The organism is Pantoea sp. AG1095, from assembly GCF_003208415.1.
In the GTDB taxonomy this organism is placed as follows: domain Bacteria; phylum Pseudomonadota; class Gammaproteobacteria; order Enterobacterales; family Enterobacteriaceae; genus Pantoea; species Pantoea leporis.
The window spans coordinates 18,959-43,052 of record NZ_QKMJ01000014.1 but is presented as its reverse complement, the minus strand read 5'-3'; the positions used below and the strand labels follow the sequence as shown (position 1 = coordinate 43,052).

General features: G+C 54.2%; 23 protein-coding genes. 2 read left to right on the top strand and 21 right to left on the bottom strand.

Annotated features, from left to right (window positions below; translation table 11 throughout):
• Nucleotides 1-6: 6 nt before the first annotated feature.
• Nucleotides 7-516 carry a flavin reductase family protein gene (locus DEU53_RS20845; RefSeq protein WP_101763900.1) on the bottom strand — a complete coding sequence of 170 codons (510 nt, stop codon included), beginning with the start codon at nucleotides 514-516 and terminating at the stop codon, nucleotides 7-9.
• A 294-nt stretch (nucleotides 517-810) separates the two neighbouring features.
• On the opposite strand from DEU53_RS20845, the gene DEU53_RS20840 reads away from it, so the two are divergent.
• Nucleotides 811-1,557 carry a 4'-phosphopantetheinyl transferase superfamily protein gene (locus DEU53_RS20840; RefSeq protein WP_110868240.1) on the top strand — a complete coding sequence of 249 codons (747 nt, stop codon included), beginning with the start codon at nucleotides 811-813 and terminating at the stop codon, nucleotides 1,555-1,557.
• A 28-nt stretch (nucleotides 1,558-1,585) separates the two neighbouring features.
• Here DEU53_RS20840 and DEU53_RS20835 read toward each other — a convergent pair whose 3' ends face one another.
• Entirely contained in the window at nucleotides 1,586-2,899 is a 1,314-nt protein-coding gene (locus DEU53_RS20835; RefSeq protein WP_110868239.1) for an NCS2 family permease, read from the bottom strand.
• Nucleotides 2,900-3,050: 151 nt separating this feature from the next.
• Here DEU53_RS20835 and yieH point away from each other — a divergent pair, with 151 nt between their 5' ends.
• A complete protein-coding gene (gene yieH, locus DEU53_RS20830) occupies nucleotides 3,051-3,713 on the top strand; it encodes a 6-phosphogluconate phosphatase (RefSeq protein WP_110868238.1) in 663 nt (220 codons plus the stop codon).
• A gap of 145 nt (nucleotides 3,714-3,858) precedes the next feature.
• On the opposite strand, the gene DEU53_RS20825 is transcribed toward yieH, so the two are convergent.
• The 19 genes from DEU53_RS20825 to mnmG form a co-directional block, all read right to left on the bottom strand.
• Nucleotides 3,859-5,097 (bottom strand): MFS transporter, encoded by a 1,239-nt coding sequence (locus DEU53_RS20825; protein ID WP_101763904.1) that lies wholly within the window; start codon nucleotides 5,095-5,097, stop codon nucleotides 3,859-3,861.
• 119 nt (nucleotides 5,098-5,216) lie between these two features.
• Complete coding sequence (phoU, locus tag DEU53_RS20820) at nucleotides 5,217-5,951, bottom strand: phosphate signaling complex protein PhoU (RefSeq protein ID WP_007893583.1); 735 nt, start codon at nucleotides 5,949-5,951, stop codon at nucleotides 5,217-5,219.
• 14 nt (nucleotides 5,952-5,965) lie between these two features.
• A complete protein-coding gene (gene pstB, locus DEU53_RS20815) occupies nucleotides 5,966-6,739 on the bottom strand; it encodes a phosphate ABC transporter ATP-binding protein PstB (RefSeq protein WP_101763905.1) in 774 nt (257 codons plus the stop codon).
• 43 nt (nucleotides 6,740-6,782) lie between these two features.
• Nucleotides 6,783-7,670 carry a phosphate ABC transporter permease PstA gene (pstA, locus tag DEU53_RS20810; RefSeq protein WP_101763906.1) on the bottom strand — a complete coding sequence of 296 codons (888 nt, stop codon included), beginning with the start codon at nucleotides 7,668-7,670 and terminating at the stop codon, nucleotides 6,783-6,785.
• Complete coding sequence (gene pstC / locus DEU53_RS20805) at nucleotides 7,667-8,629, bottom strand: phosphate ABC transporter permease PstC (protein WP_101763907.1); 963 nt, start codon at nucleotides 8,627-8,629, stop codon at nucleotides 7,667-7,669. The genes pstA and pstC overlap by 4 nt, the downstream gene beginning before the upstream one ends.
• Nucleotides 8,630-8,718: 89 nt before the next feature.
• Entirely contained in the window at nucleotides 8,719-9,762 is a 1,044-nt protein-coding gene (pstS, locus tag DEU53_RS20800; protein WP_049852409.1) for a phosphate ABC transporter substrate-binding protein PstS, read from the bottom strand.
• Between the two features lie 176 nt (nucleotides 9,763-9,938).
• A complete protein-coding gene (gene glmS / locus DEU53_RS20795) occupies nucleotides 9,939-11,768 on the bottom strand; it encodes a glutamine--fructose-6-phosphate transaminase (isomerizing) (protein ID WP_110868237.1) in 1,830 nt (609 codons plus the stop codon).
• A gap of 129 nt (nucleotides 11,769-11,897) precedes the next feature.
• Nucleotides 11,898-13,268 (bottom strand): bifunctional UDP-N-acetylglucosamine diphosphorylase/glucosamine-1-phosphate N-acetyltransferase GlmU, encoded by a 1,371-nt coding sequence (gene glmU, locus DEU53_RS20790; RefSeq protein WP_110868236.1) that lies wholly within the window; start codon nucleotides 13,266-13,268, stop codon nucleotides 11,898-11,900.
• Nucleotides 13,269-13,431: 163 nt separating this feature from the next.
• On the bottom strand, nucleotides 13,432-13,851 hold the full coding sequence (locus DEU53_RS20785; protein ID WP_008106717.1) for a F0F1 ATP synthase subunit epsilon: 420 nt from the start codon (nucleotides 13,849-13,851) through the stop codon (nucleotides 13,432-13,434).
• A 24-nt stretch (nucleotides 13,852-13,875) separates the two neighbouring features.
• Nucleotides 13,876-15,273: a F0F1 ATP synthase subunit beta gene (gene atpD, locus DEU53_RS20780; protein WP_008106718.1), complete on the bottom strand. Its 1,398-nt coding sequence runs from the start codon at nucleotides 15,271-15,273 to the stop codon at nucleotides 13,876-13,878.
• 63 nt (nucleotides 15,274-15,336) lie between these two features.
• Nucleotides 15,337-16,203, bottom strand: a complete 867-nt coding sequence (atpG, locus tag DEU53_RS20775; protein WP_101763910.1) for a F0F1 ATP synthase subunit gamma — start codon at nucleotides 16,201-16,203, stop codon at nucleotides 15,337-15,339.
• Nucleotides 16,204-16,255: 52 nt separating this feature from the next.
• Entirely contained in the window at nucleotides 16,256-17,797 is a 1,542-nt protein-coding gene (gene atpA / locus DEU53_RS20770; protein ID WP_008106721.1) for a F0F1 ATP synthase subunit alpha, read from the bottom strand.
• A 14-nt stretch (nucleotides 17,798-17,811) separates the two neighbouring features.
• Nucleotides 17,812-18,345 carry a F0F1 ATP synthase subunit delta gene (gene atpH / locus DEU53_RS20765; RefSeq protein WP_008106723.1) on the bottom strand — a complete coding sequence of 178 codons (534 nt, stop codon included), beginning with the start codon at nucleotides 18,343-18,345 and terminating at the stop codon, nucleotides 17,812-17,814.
• Nucleotides 18,346-18,359: 14 nt separating this feature from the next.
• Nucleotides 18,360-18,830: a F0F1 ATP synthase subunit B gene (atpF, locus tag DEU53_RS20760; RefSeq protein WP_007893603.1), complete on the bottom strand. Its 471-nt coding sequence runs from the start codon at nucleotides 18,828-18,830 to the stop codon at nucleotides 18,360-18,362.
• Nucleotides 18,831-18,937: 107 nt separating this feature from the next.
• Nucleotides 18,938-19,177, bottom strand: coding sequence for a F0F1 ATP synthase subunit C (gene atpE, locus DEU53_RS20755; protein ID WP_003849523.1), 240 nt, complete (start codon nucleotides 19,175-19,177; stop codon nucleotides 18,938-18,940).
• Nucleotides 19,178-19,226: 49 nt separating this feature from the next.
• Complete coding sequence (atpB, locus tag DEU53_RS20750; protein ID WP_007893608.1) at nucleotides 19,227-20,045, bottom strand: F0F1 ATP synthase subunit A; 819 nt, start codon at nucleotides 20,043-20,045, stop codon at nucleotides 19,227-19,229.
• Nucleotides 20,046-20,053: 8 nt separating this feature from the next.
• Nucleotides 20,054-20,434 (bottom strand): F0F1 ATP synthase subunit I, encoded by a 381-nt coding sequence (gene atpI, locus DEU53_RS20745; protein WP_064738312.1) that lies wholly within the window; start codon nucleotides 20,432-20,434, stop codon nucleotides 20,054-20,056.
• A 713-nt stretch (nucleotides 20,435-21,147) separates the two neighbouring features.
• Nucleotides 21,148-21,765: a 16S rRNA (guanine(527)-N(7))-methyltransferase RsmG gene (gene rsmG, locus DEU53_RS20740; RefSeq protein WP_110868235.1), complete on the bottom strand. Its 618-nt coding sequence runs from the start codon at nucleotides 21,763-21,765 to the stop codon at nucleotides 21,148-21,150.
• Between the two features lie 47 nt (nucleotides 21,766-21,812).
• The gene (mnmG, locus tag DEU53_RS20735; protein ID WP_110868234.1) at nucleotides 21,813-23,702 is read right to left on the bottom strand and encodes a tRNA uridine-5-carboxymethylaminomethyl(34) synthesis enzyme MnmG; all 1,890 of its coding nucleotides are present in this window, start codon (nucleotides 23,700-23,702) and stop codon (nucleotides 21,813-21,815) included.
• Nucleotides 23,703-24,094 lie beyond the last annotated feature (392 nt).

Below are 24,094 nucleotides of genomic sequence, written 5' to 3'. Positions count from 1 at the left end.
AAGCGGTTATCCCAGTGAATGGAAGCCGCTGTTGAAGTAGATCATCGGCTCTGCCGCTTCACCTGGCAGAGCAATGCCCACGATACGCGCCAGCAGCACGCTGTGCGTGTTCCACTCCACTACCTTCTCCAGCTGGCAATCAAAACTCACCAGCGCATCAGCCAGAATCGGCGCGCCGGTATTCAGCGTCTGCCACGTACCGTTTTGAAAACGCTCGGCGCGGCGTGAGGATTGGCTGAACTGGGCACATAAGTCGTCATGCTGCTCACGCAGCACGTTCACGGCAAAATGGCCGGCTGCGATAAAAGCATCATGACTGGACGCGCTACGATTCACGCACACCAGCAGGCTGGGTGGCTCAGCCGCCAGCGAACTGACCGACGTGGCAATCAGCCCCAGCTTTTCGCCCTGAAATTCGGTGGTAACCAGAGAAACACCCGCGGTTAAGCGACGCATGCCGTGACGAAACTCATCAAGCGAGATCGATTCCTGGCGAGAAATAGCGGTATCTGACATAAAAAACTCCGACGTGCCTGTTTTAACCATGCGCACAATGGGCAGATGAATGAAGAGTTAGCGCACTTTGATGTGCTGTTTTACTGCCCAAATCCTACACCACATCACACAGTTAGGCACTCAATCCGGCAGGTTTCTGCAAAAGCGTTCTATGCAAAGTTGCCAAATGGGATTGCCGCATGGCTTCGTCCTTATCTGAAATATCGCCTATTCCATCTTAAGCCGGATGCAAACCCATGAGAAAATTCTTACAATAGCACTGATGATTATTCGACCATTTTCATGGAGCGACAGATGGCTAGTCATTTTGTACGTTGGATAGGTAATCCGCCCTTTTCTTCTGAGAACATGCGGGTGCCACAAGAAGTAATCAACAGCGCTCAGCGCTTCGCTGACAAGCGTCGCGGACGCTTTCTCGCCGCACGCGAACTGCTGGCTCAGCTGATGTTACGCGTCTACGGTATCCGCGAACTCCCCGCGCTAACGACCAGCAGCAGCGGACGTCCCTGTTTTGCCGATGCCAACCTGCCCGATTTCAGCATCTCCTACGCCGGAAACACTATCGGTGTGCTGCTGGCCGAAGAAGGCGGCCGCGCCGGACTGGATATGGAAATTGTGCGCGCACACAGTCGCCAAACACAGGATATGCTGACACAGGATCTCTCCTCCGGCGAAAAAGCATGGATTAACGCGCAGCAGGATTTCATGGAAGCGCTGACGCAAATCTGGACGCTGCGCCAAAGCATTCTCAAGCTCACCGGCGAAACCGATAGCGGTATTGATTCACTGCGTTTGCATCCTGCGGCCGGTCGGCTGCGTTCCACCGTGTTCCCCGATATTCAGGCGGTGTGTGATGCTGAGCCCACGCTGGTGTGGTCGTGCGCGCTGTCGCCCGGCACCGAACGCTTACATCTGTGGGAGATTGATGGCGCGCAGCAGTGGCAAGCACTGCGCGATGTCGAGATGAGTAAACCCAATATAGGGCCGCATACGCTGCGCCTGACCAGTTTGGTCACGCCGCATGAGATGGGACATCCGTAAAAAAGGCCGCATCAGCGGCCTTTACTGTTTAGTGGGCATCGATAAAGACGATTTTCAGCACGAACAGTAGCGCGACCACCACCACGCACGGGCTGATTTCACGCCAGCGGCCGGTTCCCAACTTCATCACGCAGTAAGAGATAAAGCCCAGCGCGATACCTTCCGTGATCGAGAAGCTGAACGGCATCATCGCCGCAGTAACAAACGCTGGCACCGCTTCGGTGAGATCGTCCCACTGCACGCGTGACAGCGACGCCGTCATCAATACGCCAACGTAAATCAGCGCACCCGCCGCCGCATAAGAGGGCACCATCGCCGCCAGCGGTGACAGGAACATCACCAGCAGGAACAGAATCCCGGTGATCACCGCCATCAGGCCGGTACGACCGCCGATCGCCACGCCGGACGAACTTTCAATGTAGGCGGTTACCGATGAGGTACCAATCAGCGAACCGGTCACCGAACTGATGCTATCAACGTACAGCGCCTGCTTCATGCGTGGGAAAGTGCCTTTCTCGTCGGTCAGCCCGGCTTTATCGGTCACGCCAATCAGCGTGCCGGAGGAGTCGAACAGATTGACCAGCATAAAGGAGAAGATCACCCCGGCCATGCCGATATTGAACGCGCCTTTGATATCAACCTGGCCTACAACAGAAGTGATCGCTGGCGGAGCGGCGATCACGCCGCTGAATTTCACATCGCCAATGATCAAGCCCAGCGCGGTCGTCACCACAATCGACACCAGCACCGCCGCATGGATATTGCGGGAAGCCAGAATTGCGATGATGAAGAAACCCAGCGCCCCAAGCAGCACGCTGTGTGAGGTCAGATTACCCACAGCTACAATGGTATCGGCGTTTGGCACGATAATTCCGGCGTTTTTCAGCCCCATCATGGCGATAAACAGACCAATACCGGCAGTGATGCCAACACGCAGGCTGAGCGGAATGTTAGCAATCATCCAGTAACGCACGCGCAGCAGTGTGAGGATCAGCAGACCCAGCGCGCCCCAGAAAATCGCGCCCATACCAATCTGCCACGAGTATCCCATGGCCCCGACCACCACAAAGGCGAAGAAGGCGTTCAGGCCCATCGCCGGTGCCAGTGCTACCGGCAAATTCGCCACCAGCCCCATCAGAATACTGCCGAACGCGGCAATCAAGCAGGTAGTAACAAACACTGCCTGCGTATCCATGCCCGCTACACCGAGAATTTGCGGGTTAACGAAAACGATGTACACCATCGTCAGGAAAGTCGTGCAACCGGCAATCACTTCGGTACGCACGGTGGTTCCGTGTTCCTGCAGTTTAAAGATGCGCTGCAAAAGGCCCTGATTAGTCATTCCACTGTTCCGCTAAAAAATTTATCGCCGCGTATCCTATAGAGTTTAGCGTGGCAAAACACTGATTTTTCGCAACCGGTTGCTCAGGGTCGCTTTCTACGCTCAGTGCGCTAGAGTGTCAGCTTATTGTTTAACAAAAGGATGATGTGCGATGTCGGTGGAATGTATTTTTTTTGATTGCGACGGCACGCTGGTCGACAGCGAAGTGATCTGTACGCAAGCTTACGTCAACACCTTTGCCCGCTACGGTATTGAACGCTCTCTGCAGCAAATGTTTGAGCAGTATAAAGGGGTAAAGCTCTACGACATCATCCGCGATGTGGCGGCCGAACATCAGGTTGAACTGCCGCTCGAAGAAGTGGAAACCGCCTATCGCGCCGAAGTGGCGAGATTATTTGATCTCGATTTAAAGCCGATTGCCGGTGCCAAAGCGCTGGTGGAGCGCGTGAAAGTGCCAACGTGTGTGGTTTCAAACGGCACGGTGAAGAAGATGCAGCATTCGCTGGGATTGACCGGCATGCTGCCGTATCTCGATGGCAAGCTGTACAGCGGGTATGACATTAACCACTGGAAGCCGGATCCGGAATTGATGTATCACGCCGCCGAGCAGATGCAGGTGCCGATTGAGAAGTGCATTCTGGTGGATGATTCCGAAGCGGGCGCGCGTGCCGGGATCGCGGCCGGGATTCCGGTGTTTTACTACTGCGCCGATGCGCACAATCCCGAACTCGATCATCCGCTGGTGACGCGCTTTGATGATATGGCGCAGTTGCCGGATTTGTGGCGCGCGCGTGGCTGGGATTTGGTGGGGTAGTGCTGGCTGTCCCCCATCCCGACCTTCCCCCATGAATGGGGGAAGGAGATGCTGCCACATGCAACTCCCAACTCACATATTGCAGCATCTTCCTCCCCCATTCATGGGGGAGGACCGAGGAGGGGGACAGTCAGCACAATCCAAATCAGCCAATCGCCCCTAACGAATCCTCGTTGCTCTGCTTCTTCGGTAGCAGGAACAGCGTGGCGGCGATATCCAGCAGATAAATCAGCGCCAGCAGCGTGATCGCCGCGGTGAAAGAGATATTGGTCGCCAGCAGGCCAATCACCAATGGACCAAACCCGCCTACGCCACGCCCCAAATTAAACAACACGTTCTGCGCTGTTGCGCGCGCCTGCGGTGGGAAAGTATCGGAAATCAGCGCGCCGTAGCCGCCGATCATGCCGTTCACAAACATCCCCATCAGCGCGCCGGTAAACAGCATCACCGTAGGATCGCGCAGCTGCGCATACACCACCACCATCACCACCGCGCCAAACTGATACAGCAGGAAGATTTTCCAGCGCGCGAAACGATCGGCCAGCACGCCAAACAGCCAGATGCCGAACGTCATGCCCACCACCGTCACCGCGGTCCACAAGCCTGATTTGGTCAGGCTGAAACCGAAGCTGGACGACAGATAGCTCGGCATCCAGATCATCAATCCGTAGTAACCAAAGTTCTGCACCGAGCAGAGAATGAAAATCCCCAGGCTGGCTTTACTGGTGGCGCGATCGGCAAACAGCAATTTAAGACGTGCGCCAAACGAGAGCTGCGGCGTTTTCTCCACGTGGCGGGTAAAGCTCTCCGGCTCGCCCATGCTGCGGCGAATCACAAAGGAGACCAGCGCCGGCAGCAAACCGACGAGGAACATGCCGCGCCAGCCAATCACGCTCAGCAGCGGCGGCGTGATAAAGGCCGCCAGCAGCACACCGAGCTGCCAGCCAATGCCCACCCACGCCGAGGCGCGGTTGCGCTTCTCTTTCGGCCAGGCTTCGGCAATCAGCGCCATGCCGATGCCGAACTCGCCGCCCAATCCCACGCCCGCCAGCGTGCGGTACACCAGCAGATCCCAATAACCCTGCGCCACAGCGCACAAGCCAGTGAATACCGAGAACACCAGAATAGTGACGGTAAGGATACGGATGCGACCATAGCGATCGCTGAGATGGCCAAACACGATGCCGCCGATCACCGCGCCGATCAGCGTCCAGGTGACTAGCGAACCGGCCTGAGAAGGATCGAGCGCCAGCGAGACGCTGATCGCCGGCAGCATAAAACCAAGAATCAGCAGATCAAATCCGTCCATCGCGTAGCCGCTGATAGCCGCCACCATGGCTTTCGCCGGTGTAATGGCTTGTTTTTTAGGAGTTGGGGAAGACATGTAACAGCACCTGGCAGAAAAAAGTGCGCCAAGTATAAAGAGAGGGAATCGATGAGAACAGACAGAATTTAAGCAGGCAGCCCGTTAGCCACAGTGGCAACGGGCCGCCGACGCATCAATCAAGAGGGTTTATTGCTGCCGTCATCGCCCGACAGCAGTTCATCCAGCTTGTCGCCGCCCACATGACGGAAATCCTGACCTTTGACGAAATAGAAGATAATTTCGCAAATGTTCTGGCAGCGATCGCCGATACGCTCGATGGCGCGGGCGCAGAACAGCGCGGTCAGCACGCTTGGGATAGTGCGCGGATCTTCCATCATGTAGGTCATCAGCTGACGCACGATGCCTTCGTACTCTTTATCCACCTTCTTATCTTCGCGGTAGATTTTGATGGCTTCGTTGAGATCCATGCGCGCGAACGCATCCAGCACGTCGTGCAGCATCTGCACGGTGTGATGACCAAGCGCTTCAAGGCTCACCAGTAGCGGCAGATGCTGCTGGCTGAACTTCTCCAGCGCGGTGCGGCTGATTTTTTCCGCCACGTCGCCAATGCGTTCCAGCTCAGAAATGGTCTTGATGATCGCCATTACCAGGCGCAAATCGCTGGCGGTCGGTTGGCGTTTGGCGATGATGCGCACGCAGGCTTCATCAATCTCCACTTCCATCATGTTAACCTTCTGGTCGCCGTCAATGACGTGACGCGCCAGCTCGCCATCCTGGTTGTGCATCGCGGTGATGGCGTCCATCAGCTGCTTCTCAACCATGCCGCCCATGATCATCACTTGCGTGCGAATGTGCTCCAGCTCCGCGTTGAACTGACCGGAGATGTGTTTGTTCAGATTTAAATTATCCATGTGCGTCTCCTGAATCAGCCGTAACGACCGGTGATGTAATCTTCGGTCTGCTTCTTTGCGGGCTTAGTGAACAAGGTATCGGTATCGCTGAACTCAATCAGCTCGCCCAGATACATAAAAGCGGTGTGGTCAGAACAACGCGCAGCCTGCTGCATGTTGTGAGTCACGATCACCACAGTGTAATCCTGCTTCAGTTCGGTGATCAGCTCTTCAATACGACCGGTTGAGATCGGATCCAGCGCGGAGCAAGGCTCATCCAGCAACAGCACTTCCGGGCGAATCGCGATGCCGCGGGCGATGCACAAACGCTGCTGCTGACCGCCGGAAAGACTGTAACCGCTCTGATGCAGCTTGTCTTTGGTTTCATTCCACAGCGCGGCTTTGGTCAGCGCCCACTGCACGCGCTCATCCATATCGGCACGCGACAGCTTCTCAAACAGCCGCACGCCGAAGGCGATGTTGTCATAAATCGACATCGGGAATGGCGTAGGCTTCTGGAACACCATACCGACGCGTGCGCGCAGCAGGGCGATATCCTGATTGGAAGCCAGAATGTTATCGCCATCCAGCAGGATGTCACCTTCAGCACGCTGCTCCGGATAGAGCGAGTACATTTTGTTGAAGGTGCGCAGCAAAGTGGATTTACCGCAGCCTGATGGGCCGATAAACGCGGTCACCTGGTTTTTGGTGATATCCAGATTGATGTTTTTCAGCGCGTGAAACTTACCGTAATAGAAGTTCAGATTACGGACCTGAATTTTACCGGCTGATGAAGTCACGTTACTCATTCTCGTCTCTCATAAGCAGCGCCGCCGAAGCCGCGCCGGGAAATTAGTGTTTGCCCTTGGCGAAAACCACACGCGCCACAATGTTCAGCAGCAGCACGCACACGGTAATAATCAGCACACCCGCCCACGCCAGGCTTTGCCACTCGGCAAACGGGCTCATGGCGAATTTAAAGATGGTGACCGGCAGGTTAGCGATCGGCTGCATCATGTCGGTGCTCCAGAACTGGTTCGACAGCGCAGTAAACAGCAGCGGTGCGGTTTCACCGGCGATACGCGCCACGGCCAACAGCACACCGGTGATGATGCCGGAAACCGAGGCTTTCAGCGTAATCGCCGAAATCATCTTCCACTTCGGCGTACCCAGCGCATAAGCCGCTTCACGCATGCTGTCGGGTACCAGACGCAGCATATTTTCGGAGGTACGAATCACAATCGGGATTTGCAGCAGCGCCAGCGCTACTACGCCCGCCCAACCGGAGAAGTGCTGCATCTGCGATACCACAATGGTGTAAACAAACAGGCCCACCACAATCGACGGTGCTGACAGCAGAATGTCGTTGATGAAGCGAATCACTTCCGCCAGCCAGTGTTTACGGCCATATTCCGCCAGATAAATCCCAGCCATGATGCCGAGCGGCGTTCCGATGATCGTTGACCAGAAAATCAGTAAACCGCTGCCGAGTAAGGCATTGGCTAAACCACCGCCTGCGGTGTTGGGCGGCGGTGTCGATTCGGTAAACAGCTCCCAGCTCAACCCATCAACGCCGCGCGTAACAGTGGTGAACAGAATCCACACCAGCCAGAACAGACCGAATGCCATGGTCATCAGCGACAGCGTCAGGGCAATTTTATTTTTAGTACTGCGCCATGCCTGCATTTTGCGGCGCGAGGCTTCCAGCTCAGCGCGAGCCTGAACTTCAATAGCGGTCATGAACGGGCTCCTTCACTCTTCGCCAAACGCAGGATCATCAGTTTGGAGATCGCCAGCACGATAAAGGTAATCACGAACAGAATCAGACCCAGCTCCATCAGAGCCGCAACGTGAACACCGGATTCCGCTTCGGCGAATTCGTTGGCCAACGCGGAGGTGATGCTGTTGCCCGGCATAAACAGCGAGGCGCTGTCGAGCTGGTAGGTGTTACCGATGATAAAGGTCACCGCCATGGTTTCACCCAACGCGCGGCCCAGGCCAAGCATCACGCCGCCGATCACGCCATTTTTGGTGAACGGCAGCACGATGCGCCAGATCACTTCCCACGTGGTGCAGCCGATACCGTAAGCCGACTCTTTCATCATCACCGGCGTTTGTTCAAATACGTCGCGCATCACCGAGGCGATGTACGGAATGATCATGATGGCGAGAATCACGCCCGCCGCCAGAATACCGATACCGAATGCCGGGCCAGAGAATAGCGTGCCGACAATCGGGATATTCGCCATCACGTTGCCAACCGGCGTCTGGAAATATTCGGCGAACAGCGGCGCGAAAACAAACAGGCCCCACATGCCGTACACGATGCTGGGGATGGCCGCCAGCAGCTCAATGGCGGTGCCCAACGGGCGACGCAGCCAGCCTGGCGCCAGTTCGGTCAGGAACAGCGCGATGCCGAAGCTCACCGGCACGGCAATGATCAAGGCAATAATCGAGGTGACGAGGGTGCCGTAAATCGGTACCAGCGCACCAAATTGTTCGTTTGGCGCATCCCAGGTTTTGTTCCACAGGAAAGAGAAACCAAATTTTTGGATGCTTGGCCAGGAGGAGAAAATCAGGGAGACGATAATGCCGCCCATCAACAGCAACACGATAAGCGCGGATAGCTTCACCAGCGCGCCGAAAATCATGTCGCCTTGTTTACCGGGGGCTTTGAACGTCGGCTTAGTGGCAGCCATAGAATTCTCTGTTCTCAGGGGGATGTCAGGGCGGCACGCAGGCCGCCCATTGGGGTTGGCCAACCGTCTCGGCTGGCCGGGTCAATCTGTTACTGGTACAGCGCTTTACCGGAGCTATCTTTGATGTTCGCTTTCCACGCTGCACGAATCTGGTTAGCTACGCTTTCTGGCAGCGCGGCGTAATCCAGGTCGGTTGCGGTTTTGCTGCCACCTTTGTATGCCCAGTCGAAGAACTTCAGCACTTCGCTACCTTTCTCCGCATTCGCCTGATCTTTGTAAATCAGGATGAAGGTGGTTGAGGTGATCGGCCATGCATCGTTGCCTTTCTGGAAGGTCAGATCCTGAGCAAAGGTTTTGCTCCAGTCTGCGCCTTTCGCGGCGTTAGCAAAGCTCTCTTCACTTGGTGCGACCGCTTTACCGTCGGCATCAACCAGTTTGGTGTAGGTCAGGTTGTTCTGCTTGGCGTAAGCGTATTCCACATAGCCAATTGAACCCGGCAGACGCTGTACAAACGCGGCCACGCCGTCGTTACCTTTACCGCCCAGACCGGTTGGCCAGTTAACGGTGTTACCTTTACCGATTTTGCTGTTCCACTCTTCGTTCACTTTTGCCAGGTAGCTGGTGAAGACGAAGGAAGTACCGGAACCGTCAGCGCGGCGAACCACGTTGATGTTGGAATCTGGCAGTTTCACGCCTGGGTTCAGTTTAGTGATCGCCGGGTCGTTCCACTTTTTGATGGTGCCGAGGTAGATGTCGCCCACGGTTTTACCGTCAAGAGTCAGTTCACCGGATTTCACACCTGGGATGTTAACCGCCAGCACCACACCACCAATGACGGTAGGGAACTGGAACAGGCCGTTTTTCTGCAGATCTTCTTCTTTCATTGGCGCATCAGACGCACCGAAATCGACGGTTTTCGCGATGATTTGCTTCACGCCGCCGGAAGAACCAATACCCTGATAGTTGATTTTGCTACCGGTGGCTTGCTGGTACTCGGCTGCCCACTTGGCATAAACCGGCGCCGGGAATGTCCCGCCTGCGCCCGTCAGATCGGTGGCTGCAAAAGCAGAAACCGCGCTTACTGCGAAGGTGGCGGCGAGGATTCGGGCTACGGTGCTACGCATCAGTGTCATGTTCCCTCCAGGGGATTCAAAAAAATCAGGCTCAATGCCTTTTTAGTAGGAGTCAGTGATTGCTGCTGGAGGGAAAATAGGACAGTTTGATGACAGTGAAATGTACGAAATGTGACAGTTATATGACAGCGTACAGAAATGAAGCGGGCCCATTGCGGGCCCACTCTTGTTACTGATTATTCAACGGTAACCGATTTCGCCAGGTTACGCGGCTGGTCAACATCGGTACCTTTAATCAGCGCCACATGGTACGAGAGCAGCTGTAACGGCACGGTGTAGAAGATCGGTGCAATCACCTCTTCTACGTGCGGCAGGGAGATGATTTTCATGCCATCGCTGTCGCTGAAACCGGCATCCTGATCGGCAAACACATACAGCAAACCGCCGCGCGCGCGTACCTCTTCAATATTAGATTTCAGCTTCTCCAGCAGTTCGTTGTTGGGCGCGACCACGATCACTGGCATATCCGCATCAATCAGCGCCAGCGGGCCGTGCTTCAGCTCGCCCGCCGCATAGGCTTCGGCGTGGATATAGGAGATCTCTTTCAGCTTCAGCGCGCCTTCCATCGCGATCGGATACTGATCGCCACGGCCAAGGAACAGCGCGTGATGCTTATCAGAGAAACCTTCCGCCAGGTTTTCGATCACTTTGTCCTGCGCCAGCATCTGTTCGATGCGGCTCGGCAAGGCCTGCAGCGCGTGCACAATCTCGTGCTCGGTTTCGGCTTTCATGCCGTGCAGACGACCGAGTTTCGCCACCAGCATCAGCAATACTGCCAGCTGCGTGGTGAAGGCTTTGGTGGATGCCACGCCAATTTCAGTGCCGGCTTTGGTCATCAGCGCTAAATCGGATTCACGCACCAGCGATGAACCGGCCACATTACAGATGGCCAGCGAACCGAGATAACCCAGCTCTTTCGACAGGCGCAGCGCCGCCAGCGTATCGGCGGTTTCACCCGATTGTGACAGCGTGATCAGCAGGCTATTTTTACGCACTGCAGATTTGCGATAACGGAATTCCGAGGCGATTTCCACATCACAAGGCAGGTTAGCCAGCGACTCAAACCAGTAACGCGAAACCATGCCGGAGTTGTATGACGTACCGCAGGCAATGATCTGAATATGTTCGACCTGGCTCAACAGCGTCTCAGCATCCGGGCCCAGCTCGCTGAGATCGACTTCGCCGTGATTAAAACGACCGGTGATGGTGTTTTTGATCGCGTTCGGCTGCTCGTAAATCTCTTTCTGCATGTAATGACGATAGATGCCTTTGTCGCCGGCATCGTACTGAGCGGTCGATTCGATTTCAGCGCGCTTAGTGGTTTTACCGTCACGATCGATGATGGTGACTTCGCGGCGGGTGATCTCGGCAATATCGCCCTCTTCCAGATAGATGAAGCGACGCGTCACCGGCAGCAGTGCCAGCTGATCGGAAGCGATAAAGTTTTCGCCCACGCCACGGCCAATCACCAGCGGACTGCCGGAGCGCGCCGCCACCAGCAGCGAAGGATCGCGGCTGTCCATGATCACCATGCCATACGCACCGCGCAGCTGCGGAATGACGCGCAGCACCACTTCACGCAGCGTGCCGCCCTGCTTCTGCTCCCAATGCACCAGATGCGCCACCACTTCGGTGTCGGTTTCTGAGGCAAAGTGATAGCCGCGCTCAAGCAACTGCGCGCGCAGCGGCTCATGGTTCTCAATGATGCCGTTGTGCACGATGATGATGTGATCGGAAACGTGCGGATGCGCATTGGCCTCCGACGGTTCACCGTGTGTCGCCCAGCGCGTATGTGCGATACCGGTGCCGCCAATCAGCGGCTGCTGCTCTGCGGCTTCCGCCAGGTTCTGCACTTTACCCAGACGACGCAGGCGCGTCATATGGCCCTGACGATCGACGACGGCTAATCCCGCGGAGTCATAACCGCGATACTCAAGACGACGCAAACCTTCCAGCAGAATTTCTGCGATGTCACGCTGCGCTACTGCACCAACAATTCCACACATAGTAATTTCCTGACTTCATGGCTTTCGGCCATTGCGTTGTCATACGACCTGATTTCCCCGAGCCTTGTAGAGAGTGGGGATATTTTTTATGGCACTGCTAACAGGCCGATCGTTGTCGGCCTTTAAAATTTATTTTTTCTTAACAGGGCGCTGCCAGCCCGATTTTTGATTCTGTTCTTTACGGTTGTAGACCAGATCCGCAGCTAACACATCTTTCATTATCGTGGTGCCCGCGGCGATGGTCGCACCGCTCGCCACGCTGACTGGCGCCACCAGCTGGGTATCCGAACCGATAAACACGTTGTCGCCAATGATGGTTTTGGATTTGTTGGCGCCATCATAGTTACAGGTAATGGTACCCGCACCGATATTCACGCCCGCGCCAATTTCCGCATCGCCGAGATAAGAGAGATGACCGGCTTTGGAGCCTTTGCCGAGCGTGGCTTTCTTCATCTCTACAAAGTTGCCCACATGCGCCGCTTCCGCCAACTCGCTGCCCGGACGCAGACGCGCAAAAGGCCCAACCGTACAAGCAGCGGCTAACGTGGCATCTTCGATCACCGAATAAGGGCTGATTTCACAGTCGTCAGCAATCACGCTGTTTTTGATGATGCAGCCGGCACCGATTTTGACGCGGTTGCCAAGCGTGACTTTGCCTTCGATGATCACATTGGTGTCGATCTCCACATCGCGGCCGTGTTGCAACGCACCGCGCAGATCGAAACGCGCCGGATCGCGCAGCATCACACCCGCCAGCAGCAGCTTTTCTGCCTGCTCGCTTTGGTAGACACGCTCAAGCGTTGCCAGCTGCAGGCGATTGTTGACGCCATCGGTTTCGCTGATGCGCGCCGGATGCACCGCATTGATCACGCGGCCTTCGTGGTGCGCCATGGCGATGATGTCGGTGATATAGAATTCGCCCTGCGCATTATTGTTGTTAAGTTGTGCCAGCCAGCGCTTGAGGTCGCCGCCGTTGGCAATCAGGATGCCGGTGTTAATTTCCTGAATTTTTAGCTGTTCTGGCGAGGCATCTTTCTGCTCAATGATGCCGATCACCGTGCCGTTTTCACGCACGATACGACCGTAGCCGGTGGGGTTATCCAGAACCACGGTGAGTAAGCCAATGCCGCCCGCGGGTTTCGCGTCGCGCAGACGTTGCAAACTGGCCTGCGAGATCAGCGGCACGTCGCCGTACAGCATCAGAATATCTTCGTCATCGGCAAAGAAGGGTGCCGCCTGCTGCATCGCATGACCAGTACCCAGTTGCTCAGCCTGCAGCACCCAGTTGAGTGCGTTATGCGCTAACGTTGACTGCAGTAAATCTCCGCCGTGGCCGTAAACCAGATGGACCTGCTGGGCGCCCAAACCGGTTGCGGCATCAATAACGTGCTGAACCATTGGTTTACCTGCAAGGGTGTGCAGAACTTTGGGCAGGTCGGAATACATTCGGGTGCCTTTGCCAGCGGCTAAGATCACCACACTCATCGCGTTCGTAGACATAACTATCCTGATTCTCTTCAACTTTCGAAAGTGTAAGGTTTAACCCCGAGATTACTACATTTTTCTCGGGTCGAAATTAGCCGGGCTCAGCGCCAGGCCGCAAATTTTGGGCAAAAAAAATGCCAACCCAAAGGGCTGGCATTTCGTGACGCATAAAGCCTGATTACATCGCTTTTTTGGTCAGCTCGATGACACGCAGTTTCGCGATGGCTTTCGCCAGTTCCGCAGAAGCCTGAGCATAATCCACGTCGCCGTGGCTGCTGTTCATGTGCTCTTCCGCTTTACGTTTCGCTTCCAGCGCGCGCGCTTCGTCGAGGTCTTCACCGCGAATCGCGGTGTCGGCCAGAACGGTGGTGCTGCCAGGCTGAACTTCCAGCACGCCGCCAGAGAGGTAAATAAACTCCTCTTCGCCGTGCTGTTTCACGATGTGAATCATACCAGGCTTGATGGCTGTCAGCAGCGGGGCGTGGCCAGGACGAATCCCCAGCTCACCTTCGCTACCTGACACCTGGATACGCTCGACCAGACCGGAGAACATTTGTTGCTCCGCGCTGACCACGTCCAGATGATAAGTCATAGCCATACCATTCCTCCTGGGAAACCTAAATTACAGTTTCTTCGCTTTTTCTACGGCTTCTTCGATAGCGCCGACCATGTAGAACGCCTGCTCTGGCAGGTGGTCGAATTCGCCTTCCATGATGCCTTTGAAGCCACGGATGGTGTCTTTCAGGGTGACGTACTTACCTGGAGAACCGGTGAAGACTTCAGCAACGAAGAACGGCTGAGACAGGAAGCGCTGAATCTTACGCGCACGTGCCACCAGCAGCTTGTCTTCTTCAGACAGCTCGTCCATACCCAGGATGGCGATGATGTCTTTCAGTTCCTGGTAACGCTGCAGCAGAGACTGCACGCCACGCGCAACGTCATAGTGCTCCTGACCCACGATCAGTGGATCCAGCTGACGGCTGGTAGAATCCAGCGGGTCAACGGCTGGGTAGATACCCAGAGAGGCGATCTGACGGCTCAGCGTAACGGTTGAGTCTAAGTGAGCAAAGGTGGTTGCTGGTGACGGGTCAGTCAAGTCATCCGCAGGAACGTAAACGGCCTGTACAGAGGTGATTGAACCGGTTTTCGTGGAGGTAATACGCTCCTGCAACACACCCATCTCTTCTGCCAGCGTTGGCTGATAGCCTACCGCAGATGGCATACGACCCAGCAGTGCTGATACTTCAGTACCGGCCAGGGTGTAACGATAGATGTTGTCGATGAACAGCAGAACGTCACGGCCTTCATCACGGAATTTTTCCGCCATGGTCAAACCGGTCAGTGCTACGCGCAGACGGTTACCCGGCGGCTCGTTCATCTGGCCATACACCAGCGCTACTTTATCGATAACGTTGGAGTCAGTCATTTCGTGGTAGAAGTCGTTACCCTCACGAGTACGCTCACCCACACCAGCAAATACCGAATAACCTGAGTGCTCAGCCGCGATGTTACGGATCAGCTCCATCATGTTTACGGTTTTACCTACACCCGCACCACCGAACAGACCGACTTTACCGCCCTTAGCGAACGGACACATCAGGTCGATAACCTTGATGCCGGTTTCCAGCAGTTCCTGCGAGTTAGACTGATCTTCATACGAAGGTGCTGCACGGTGAATAGAGGAAACCTCTACTACAGTGCCGTCGTCATTCTGCAGGTCGCCTTTCATGTCGATTGGCTCACCCAATACGTTCATGATACGGCCGAGGGTTGCTTTACCAACCGGAACCTGGATAGGTTTTTTCAGGTCGGTAACTTCCAGACCGCGCTTCAGGCCGTCAGAAGTACCCATGGCGATGGTACGAACCACGCCACCACCCAGCTGCTGCTGAACTTCCAGCACCAGACGAGCATCACCATTTTTCACCTCGAGAGCGCTGTATACCTGCGGTACCGCGTCCTGAGGGAATTCGACGTCAACTACGGCGCCGATAATCTGGACAATCTTTCCAGCTGCCATCTTGAATCCTCTACCTAATACGAAAATACCCAGCCGCGCTCGCGCGACAGGATATATGCCTGGTTAAACCGCGGAGGCTCCCGAGACGATCTCGGTAAGTTCCTGGGTGATGCTGGCCTGACGAGCTTTGTTGTAAACCAACTGCAGCTCTTTGATCAGGTTTCCGCCGTTGTCGGTTGCAGCTTTCATTGCAACCATACGTGCGGCCTGCTCACTGGCCAGGTTTTCCACCACACCCTGATAAACCTGCGATTCGACGTAACGACGCAGCAGGGTATCCAGCAGCGCTTTCGGATCGGGTTCGTACAGGTAATCCCAGGTCTTCGCCTTCATCTCTTCTTCACCTTCCGCTGGCGGTAACGGCAGCAGTTGGGTAATGGTCGGAGTCTGAGACATGGTGTTGTTAAACTTGTTGGCAACGATATACAGCTTGTCGATGCGACCTTCATCGTAGGCCTGCAACATCACTTTTACCGGGCCGATCAAATCAGACAGTGCAGGCTTATCGCCCATACCGGTGACTTGTGCCACGATGTTGCCACCTACAGAGCCGAAGAATGAATTGCCTTTCGAACCGATAACAGCCAGATCGCTCTGTACGCCTTTATCCGCCCAGCTTTTCATATCTGCCAGCAATTTTTTGAACAGGTTAATGTTCAAACCACCACAAAGCCCGCGGTCAGTCGAAACGACCAGGTAGCCGACGCGCTTAACGTCACGCTCATCCAGGTAAGGGTGCTTGTATTCCAGATTACCCAAGGCAAGGTGACCAATCACTTTGCGCATGGTATCTGCATACGGACGGCTGGCCGCCATGCGTTCCTGCGTTTTACGCATTTTGGAGGCGGCGACCATTTCCATCGCTTTGGTGATCTTCTGCGTATTTTTTACGCTTCCGATCTTACTACGTATTTCTTTTGCGCCGGCCATTAGCTTCTCCTCAAAGCCTTGCGGCCTGCCTTTTCAGACAAGCCGCCAGACATTACCAGGACTGGGTTGCTTTAAACGTTTCGAGGAGGCCTTTCAGCTTCTCTTCGATTTCGTTATTGAAGTTACCCGCTTGGTTGATTTCAGCCATCAGCTCAGCGTGATCGCGATCCGCGAACGCCAGCAGAGCGGCTTCGAAGCTGCCGACTTTCGCCAGTTCAACATCGTTCAGATAGCCGCGCTCAGCAGCAAACAGCACCAGACCCTGTTGCGCGACTGACATCGGCGCATACTGTTTCTGTTTCAGCAGCTCGGTCACTTTCTGACCGTGGCTCAGCTGTTTGCGCGTTGCATCGTCCAGATCGGAAGCGAACTGAGAGAACGCAGCCAGTTCACGATACTGTGCCAGCGCGGTACGAATACCACCGGACAGTTTCTTGATGATCTTGGTCTGTGCAGCACCACCAACACGGGATACCGAAATACCCGGGTTAACGGCTGGACGAATACCGGAGTTGAACAGGTTAGATTCCAGGAAGATCTGACCATCAGTAATCGAGATTACGTTGGTCGGAACGAACGCAGAAACGTCACCCGCCTGAGTTTCGATGATTGGCAGTGCGGTCAGAGAACCGGTCTGGCCTTTCACTTCACCGTTGGTGAAGCGCTCAACGTAGTCAGCGCTAACGCGTGATGCACGCTCCAGCAGACGAGAGTGGAGATAGAACACGTCACCAGGGAATGCTTCACGACCTGGTGGACGGCGCAGCAGCAGAGAAATCTGACGGTAAGCAACAGCCTGCTTAGACAGGTCATCGTACACGATCAGTGCATCTTCACCGCGGTCACGGAAGTACTCACCCATCGCACAACCGGCGTACGGTGACAGGTACTGCAGTGCTGCAGATTCAGAAGCAGAAGCGACAACCACGATGGTGTTAGCCAGCGCGCCGTGCTCTTCCAGTTTGCGTACTACGTTAGAAATGGTTGACGCTTTCTGACCAATCGCAACGTAGACACACTTGATGCCTGAATCGCGCTGGTTAATGATGGCGTCGATTGCCATTGCAGTTTTACCGGTCTGACGGTCACCGATGATCAGCTCACGCTGGCCACGGCCGATTGGAATCATCGCATCGACAGATTTGTAACCGGTCTGAACAGGCTGGTCTACTGACTGACGGTCGATAACGCCCGGTGCAATCACTTCAACAGGCGAGAAGCCGTCGTTTTCGATTGCGCCTTTACCGTCGATCGGTGCACCCAGGGTGTTCACCACACGGCCCAGCAGGCCACGGCCAACTGGAACTTCTAAAATACGACCCGTACATTTTACTTTCATGCCTTCCGCGAGGTCAGCATACGGGCCCATCACTACTGCACCAACCGAGTCACGCTCGAGGTTCAGTGCGATAGCGTAACGGTTGCCCGGCAGGGCAATCATCTCACCCTGCATGACATCGGCCAGGCCGTGTACGCGGATGATACCGTCACTTACAGAAACAATAGTACCTTCGTTGTGAGCTTCACTCACGACATTGAACTGAGCAATGCGCTGCTTGATCAGTTCGCTGATTTCGGTGGAATTCAGTTGCATATGCTCCAGTCCCCTTAAGACTGCAAGACGTCTGCCAGACGATCAAGACGGCCGCGTACGCTGCCATCAATGACCAGGTCACCCGCACGGATAACCACACCTGCCATTACAGACTTATCAATTTTGCAATTCAGCTTAACTTTACGTGACAGACGTTTTTCCATCGCGGCGCTGATTTTAGTCAGCTGACTGTCACTCAGCGTGCTGGCAGAAATAACATCAACTTCGGCTGTCGCTTCATAAGCGTCACGCAGTTGAATGTACTGAGCCAGTACGGCTGGAAGCGCTGTCAAACGTCCGTTTTCGGCCATTACCTTAATCAGGTTCTGGGCGTTTTCATCAAGTTGATCGCCACAAACTGCAATGAAAGAAGCAGACAAAGCTTCCGGTGCGAGCGCACCGGAAAGAAGATCTGCGATCTGTTCGTTGCGAGCCACTTCTGCGGCAAACGCCAGCATTGATTGCCAGCGATCGATGCTTTGATGCTCAACAGCAAAGTCAAAAGCTGCTTTGGCGTAGGGGCGAGCTACAGTAATCAGATCAGACATCAGCCCCTCCCTCCTTACAGTTCAGCGACCAGTTTATCAACGATGTCGCTGTTAGCAGCTTCATCCACGGAACGTTCGATGATTTTCTCGGCGCCAGCTAATGCCAGCAACGCGACTTGCTTACGCAGCTCTTCACGGGCACGCGAACGCTCGGCATCAATTTCTGCCTGCGCCTGCGCCACGATGCGGTTACGTTCAGTCTCAGCTTCGGTTTTCGCTTCGTCCAGAATCTGGGCACGGCGTTTGTTCGCCTGCTCGATAATGACCTGAGCGTCTTCTTTCGCTTTTTTCAGCTGGTCGGTCGCATTGGCCTGCGCGAGATCTAAATCTTTCTTCGCGCGCTCAGCAGAAGCAAGGCCTTCAGCAATTTCTTTCTGGCGCTTTTCGATGGCAGCCATAATCGGCGGCCATACGTACTTCATGCAGAACGCGACAAACAGAATGAACGCGATGGCCTGGCCGAGGATTGTTGCATTAATGTTCACAGCACAATGCCTCTTATTAAGTTAACTTGCTCTGCCGCTATCAGAGATAAACGGCAGAATCCGTCCCTCATCACACCAGGTGCCATGAGTGAACAAGGCTACCAGGTTTAAGCGACAGCAAACATCACGTAGAGACCCAGACCTACAGCGATCATCGGGATTGCATCCACCAGACCCATTACAACAAAGAACTGCGTACGCAGCAGAGGGATCAGATCCGGTTGACGCGCGGCGCCTTCCAGGAATTTACCTCCGAGGATGCCGATACCGATCGCAGCACCGATTGCCGCCAGGCCCATCATCACAGCGGCAGCCATGTACAGCAGATCCATATTCAGGTTTTCCATGACAGTCTCCAGTTTGTTTCAGTTAAAAGCTTAAGTGTTGAGATAAAAATCAATGTTCTTCAGATGCCATCGACAGATAGACGATCGTGAGGACCATGAAAATGAAAGCCTGCAGCGAAATGATCAGGATGTGGAAAATGGCCCAAGGCACATTCAACAACCACTGCGACCACCACGGCAGCAAGCCGGCAATCAGGATAAAGATCAACTCACCCGCATACATGTTGCCGAACAGTCGCAGACCCAGTGAAACAGGCTTGGACAGCAGGCTAACACCTTCAAGAATCAGGTTAATGGGGATGAAGATCGGGTGATTAAAAGGCTGCAGCGTCAACTCTTTGGTGAAGCCGCCAATGCCTTTCATTTTGATGCTGTAGAACAGAATCAAAATAAATACGCCCAGCGCCATAGACAGCGTGATGTTCACGTCTGCAGACGGCACGACGCGCAGCGCCGGCAGGCCTAAATAGTGCTCGCCGATAAACGGCAGCAAATCGATAGGCAGCAGATCCATGAAGTTCATCAGGAAGACCCAGACGAAGATCGTCAGAGCCAGCGGGGCGATAAGTTTGCTTTTACCGTGGTACATGTCGCGCACGTTGTTATCAACGAAGCCGACAACCAGTTCGATAGCCGCTTGTAATTTCCCTGGAACACCGCTGGTAGCGCTTTTCGCCACTTTGCGGAACAACACCAGGAAAATCAGTCCCAGCACCACAGAGAAAAACATGGAATCGATATTTAATACCCAGAACGTCGCGGGAGCGTCGTGCGGATTCACCAACTCGAAAGTACGCAGGTCCAACTGAAGGTTATTCAGGTGGTGACCTATGTATTCTTGCGGAGTAGAGATTTCTCCAGCAGCCATGATGCCTCTTACCCTTTGTTGTTAATTACAGCCGGAGCGACGATCTGCACCACCAGCACCGATAACCACGTGATTGCGAGTGGCCAGAAGACCGCTCCAAACACACCCAACGCCACCGCGAGGAAAATGACGGTTGTGAACACCTTCAACACTTCACCAAGGGCGAAGCTCCAGGCAACACGTCCTTTCGCAGGCGTTTGATCCTGCAGGCGCCAGGCCAAAAACATAAACAACACGTTCGGCAGCCAGGCTGCCACGCCACCCGCGATGGCGGAGGCGCCCCAGGTAACCTCTTTCAGGGTAAAGAGCGCACCGATGATGACAAAGGTCACCAGCTGAATGATCAGCACGGCCCGGGCTAATTTCACACTGTAAAGAGACACTGACATGACGCTGAACTCTCCTGCCCCGAACGGGGTATGTCGCGTGTCGTATAAGACTGCCTTTACTCATTTGAGTCAAGCAGCAAAAGCCGTGCAAATTATACGGGCGCCACCTGCGATTTCAATCGGTAAGTAGCGAAAAGGTGAACAATTATTTAAATTTCTTTCTGAAGGGCTATTTTTCAAAACATCGTCTTCAGGCAATGTCTGACTTTAAGTCTGAAAATGCCCGACCGACTTGCTTTTAAAGCGTGCTTTAGATCACATAATAAACAAGGAATGCCTGACTGAAATTGTTTCAGACAAGATTTATACGATTTCTACATTGTATTAAGCACTTATAAATCAGAGTTTTAATTTTATTATTTAACTGTTGCGCTTCGATTTTCGAGAAAAACACTCTATTGACATCATGCGCTGCAATAAAAACGCAAAACTGATATTACGTACGCCAATTTATTGCAAAGTTATATTTTCACCAGTGATTATTTGGTTGGGTAAATACACCCAAAAAAGTGATCTCCGTGATAATGAAATGTGAATTATTCGTTAAATGTAACAGAGATTTTCGGATAATTTCCGCCGGGGATGTTAACTCGCGCGCCCTGCCCTGCGAAATAAAAGCTTTTACCTAAAAGTGTTCAATCGCTGCTTTTTCGTTCAGGGCAATAACTAAGACAAACGGCATGAAGCAGCTTAAATCCATACCGTTTAAAAGGCTATTGGCGGGTAATCACCACCAGATGACGTTCACCATCCAGCTCGGGTACCTGCAGAGGTTGAATTTTTTCCACCGTAAAGCCAGCGGGTAATGCAGCAATCTCATCATCCGGACGCACACCTTTCAGGGCATAAAAGCGACCTTCAGGACCCGGCAGATGATGACACCAGGTCAGCATATCCTCGAGTGAAGCAAATGCACGACTGATAACACCGTCGAATGGCGGCTCAGACGGGTACTCTTCAACGCGGCTCTGCACCGGCGTGACGTTAGTAAGTCCTAACTCATGTTGTACCTGACGCAGGAATCGCACGCGTTTGCCGAGGCTATCCAGCAAGGTGAAATGCGATTGCGGGCGCACAATGGCCAGCGGAATGCCTGGCAAGCCCGGACCGGTGCCGACATCAATAAAGCGTTCGCCCTGCAAATGTGGCTCAACCACCACGCTGTCGAGAATATGGCGTACCAGCATCTGCTGCGGGTCGCGCACTGATGTCAGGTTATAGGCCTTATTCCACTTATGCAGCAACTCAACATAGCCAACCAACTGCTGTTTTTGTTGATCGGTAAGGGAAATGTTTGCCGCTTTTAGCAGCGAGGAGAGTTTGTTGATCACAACGAGAATTCCATTAACGGGGGCGAGTTGCCTCGCCCCAAAGTCGATCAGGCGCTTTTACGCAGCAAGCCCTGTTTTTTCAGGTAAATCAGCAGAAGTGAGATGGCCGCAGGCGTGATGCCCGAAATACGAGAAGCCTGGCCGATGGAAGTCGGTTTGTGATCGTTGAGTTTGGCGATCACTTCATTCGACAAGCCATTTACCTGACGATAGTCGAGCTCGACAGGCAACAAGGTGTTTTCATTGCGCAGCTGGCGATCAATCTCTTCCTGCTGACGCGCAATGTACCCTTCGTATTTCACCTGAATCTCCACCTGCTCAGCAGCTTGCTCATCTGACAGTGCCGGACCGTAGCTGGCGAGTGACGTCAGCAGCGGATAGGTCATCTCTGGACGACGCAGCAGATCTTCACCGCTGGCTTCTTTGGTGAGCGGCGCACTGATCACCGCGTTCACTTCCGCCACGTTATCCGATTTTGGATGCACCCACAGATCGCGCAGGCGTTGACGCTCCTGCTCAATCGCCTCCAGTTTCTGGTTGTAGCGCGCCCAGCGGTCATCATCAACCAGACCGAGTTCGCGACCGGCTTCGGTCAAACGCAGATCGGCGTTGTCTTCACGCAGCATCAAGCGGTACTCCGCGCGCGATGTAAACATGCGGTACGGCTCTTTCGTGCCCAACGTGCACAAATCATCAACCAGCACACCAAGGTAAGCCTGATCGCGGCGTGGCGCCCAGCCCTCTTTGTCGGCGGAAGCGCGTGCTGCGTTGAGGCCGGCCAGCAAACCTTGCGCTGCCGCTTCTTCGTAGCCAGTGGTGCCGTTGATCTGGCCGGCAAAGAACAGGCCGTGGATAAATTTGCTTTCCAGCGTCGGTTTGAGATCGCGTGGATCGAAGAAATCATACTCGATGGCGTAACCCGGACGGATGATCTTCGCGTTTTCCAGTCCTTTCATCGAACGAACGATCTGCATCTGTACGTCAAATGGCAGGCTGGTGGAGATGCCATTCGGGTAGATCTCGTTGCTGGTCAGGCCTTCCGGCTCCAGGAAGATCTGGTGCGCATTACGATCGGCAAAGCGCATCACTTTGTCTTCGATCGATGGGCAATAACGTGGACCAATACCTTCGATGATCCCGGCATACATCGGGCTGCGATCGAGGTTATTGCGGATCACGTCATGCGTCTGTTCGTTGGTGTAGGTGATCCAGCATGGTACTTGTTGTGGATGCTGTGAAACCTTGCCCATGAACGAGAACACCGGCATCGGATGATCACCGTGCTGCGGTGTCAGCACCGAAAAATCAATCGAGCGTGCGTCGATACGTGGCGGCGTACCGGTTTTCAGACGGTTTACGCGCAGCGGCAGTGCACGCAGGCGTTTTGCCAATGGGATTGATGGCGGATCGCCTGCACGGCCACCGCTGTAGTTATCCAGCCCGATGTGGATTTTGCCATCGAGGAAGGTCCCGACGGTCAGCACCACGGTTTTGGCGCGGAACTTCAGGCCCATTTGCGTCACAGCACCGACGACACGATCGTTTTCCACAATCAGATCGTCAACCGCCTGCTGGAAGATCATCAGGTTTGGCTGGTTCTCTAATGCGGTGCGTACCGCCTGGCGATACAGTACACGGTCAGCCTGAGCACGAGTGGCGCGAACGGCGGGGCCTTTACTCGCGTTTAGTATCCTAAACTGGATACCTGCCTGGTCAATTGCCGTGGCCATCAAACCGCCTAAGGCATCCACTTCCTTTACCAGATGTCCTTTCCCGATGCCACCGATCGCCGGGTTACAGGACATTTGTCCAAGCGTATCAATGTTATGGGTGAGTAACAGGGTTTGCTGACCCATTCGGGCTGCGGCCATCGCGGCCTCTGTGCCCGCATGACCACCACCGATTACGATGACGTCAAAAGGATCTGGATAAAACATGAAGTGGGTCCTCGTTAGTGTTTCGGACAGGGATCGTTGCCCTGGGCGGTGGATTCTACTGAAATAATGTCGGCGGCGAAAGTCGCGGGATCCCGAGGTTTAAAAGAAAGGATCTTAAGTCTTTTATATGATCTTTCTGTTAGATCTACTATTAGGATCGCATCCGGCTGTTGATAACCCCAAAAAGTGAAGGCTAAACAGCAAATTAGCGAGGATCATTAGCTGTGAATGATCGGTGATCCTGATCCGTATAAGCTGGGATCAAAATGGCTACTTATGCACAGCCTAAAAAAGAAACAGGCGTTGTTCTTTGGATAACTACTGGTTATACGCATGAAACAGGCCATGTTATCCACAGTCGATCGCGGGTTTAAGGTAAAAAAACAGCGCAA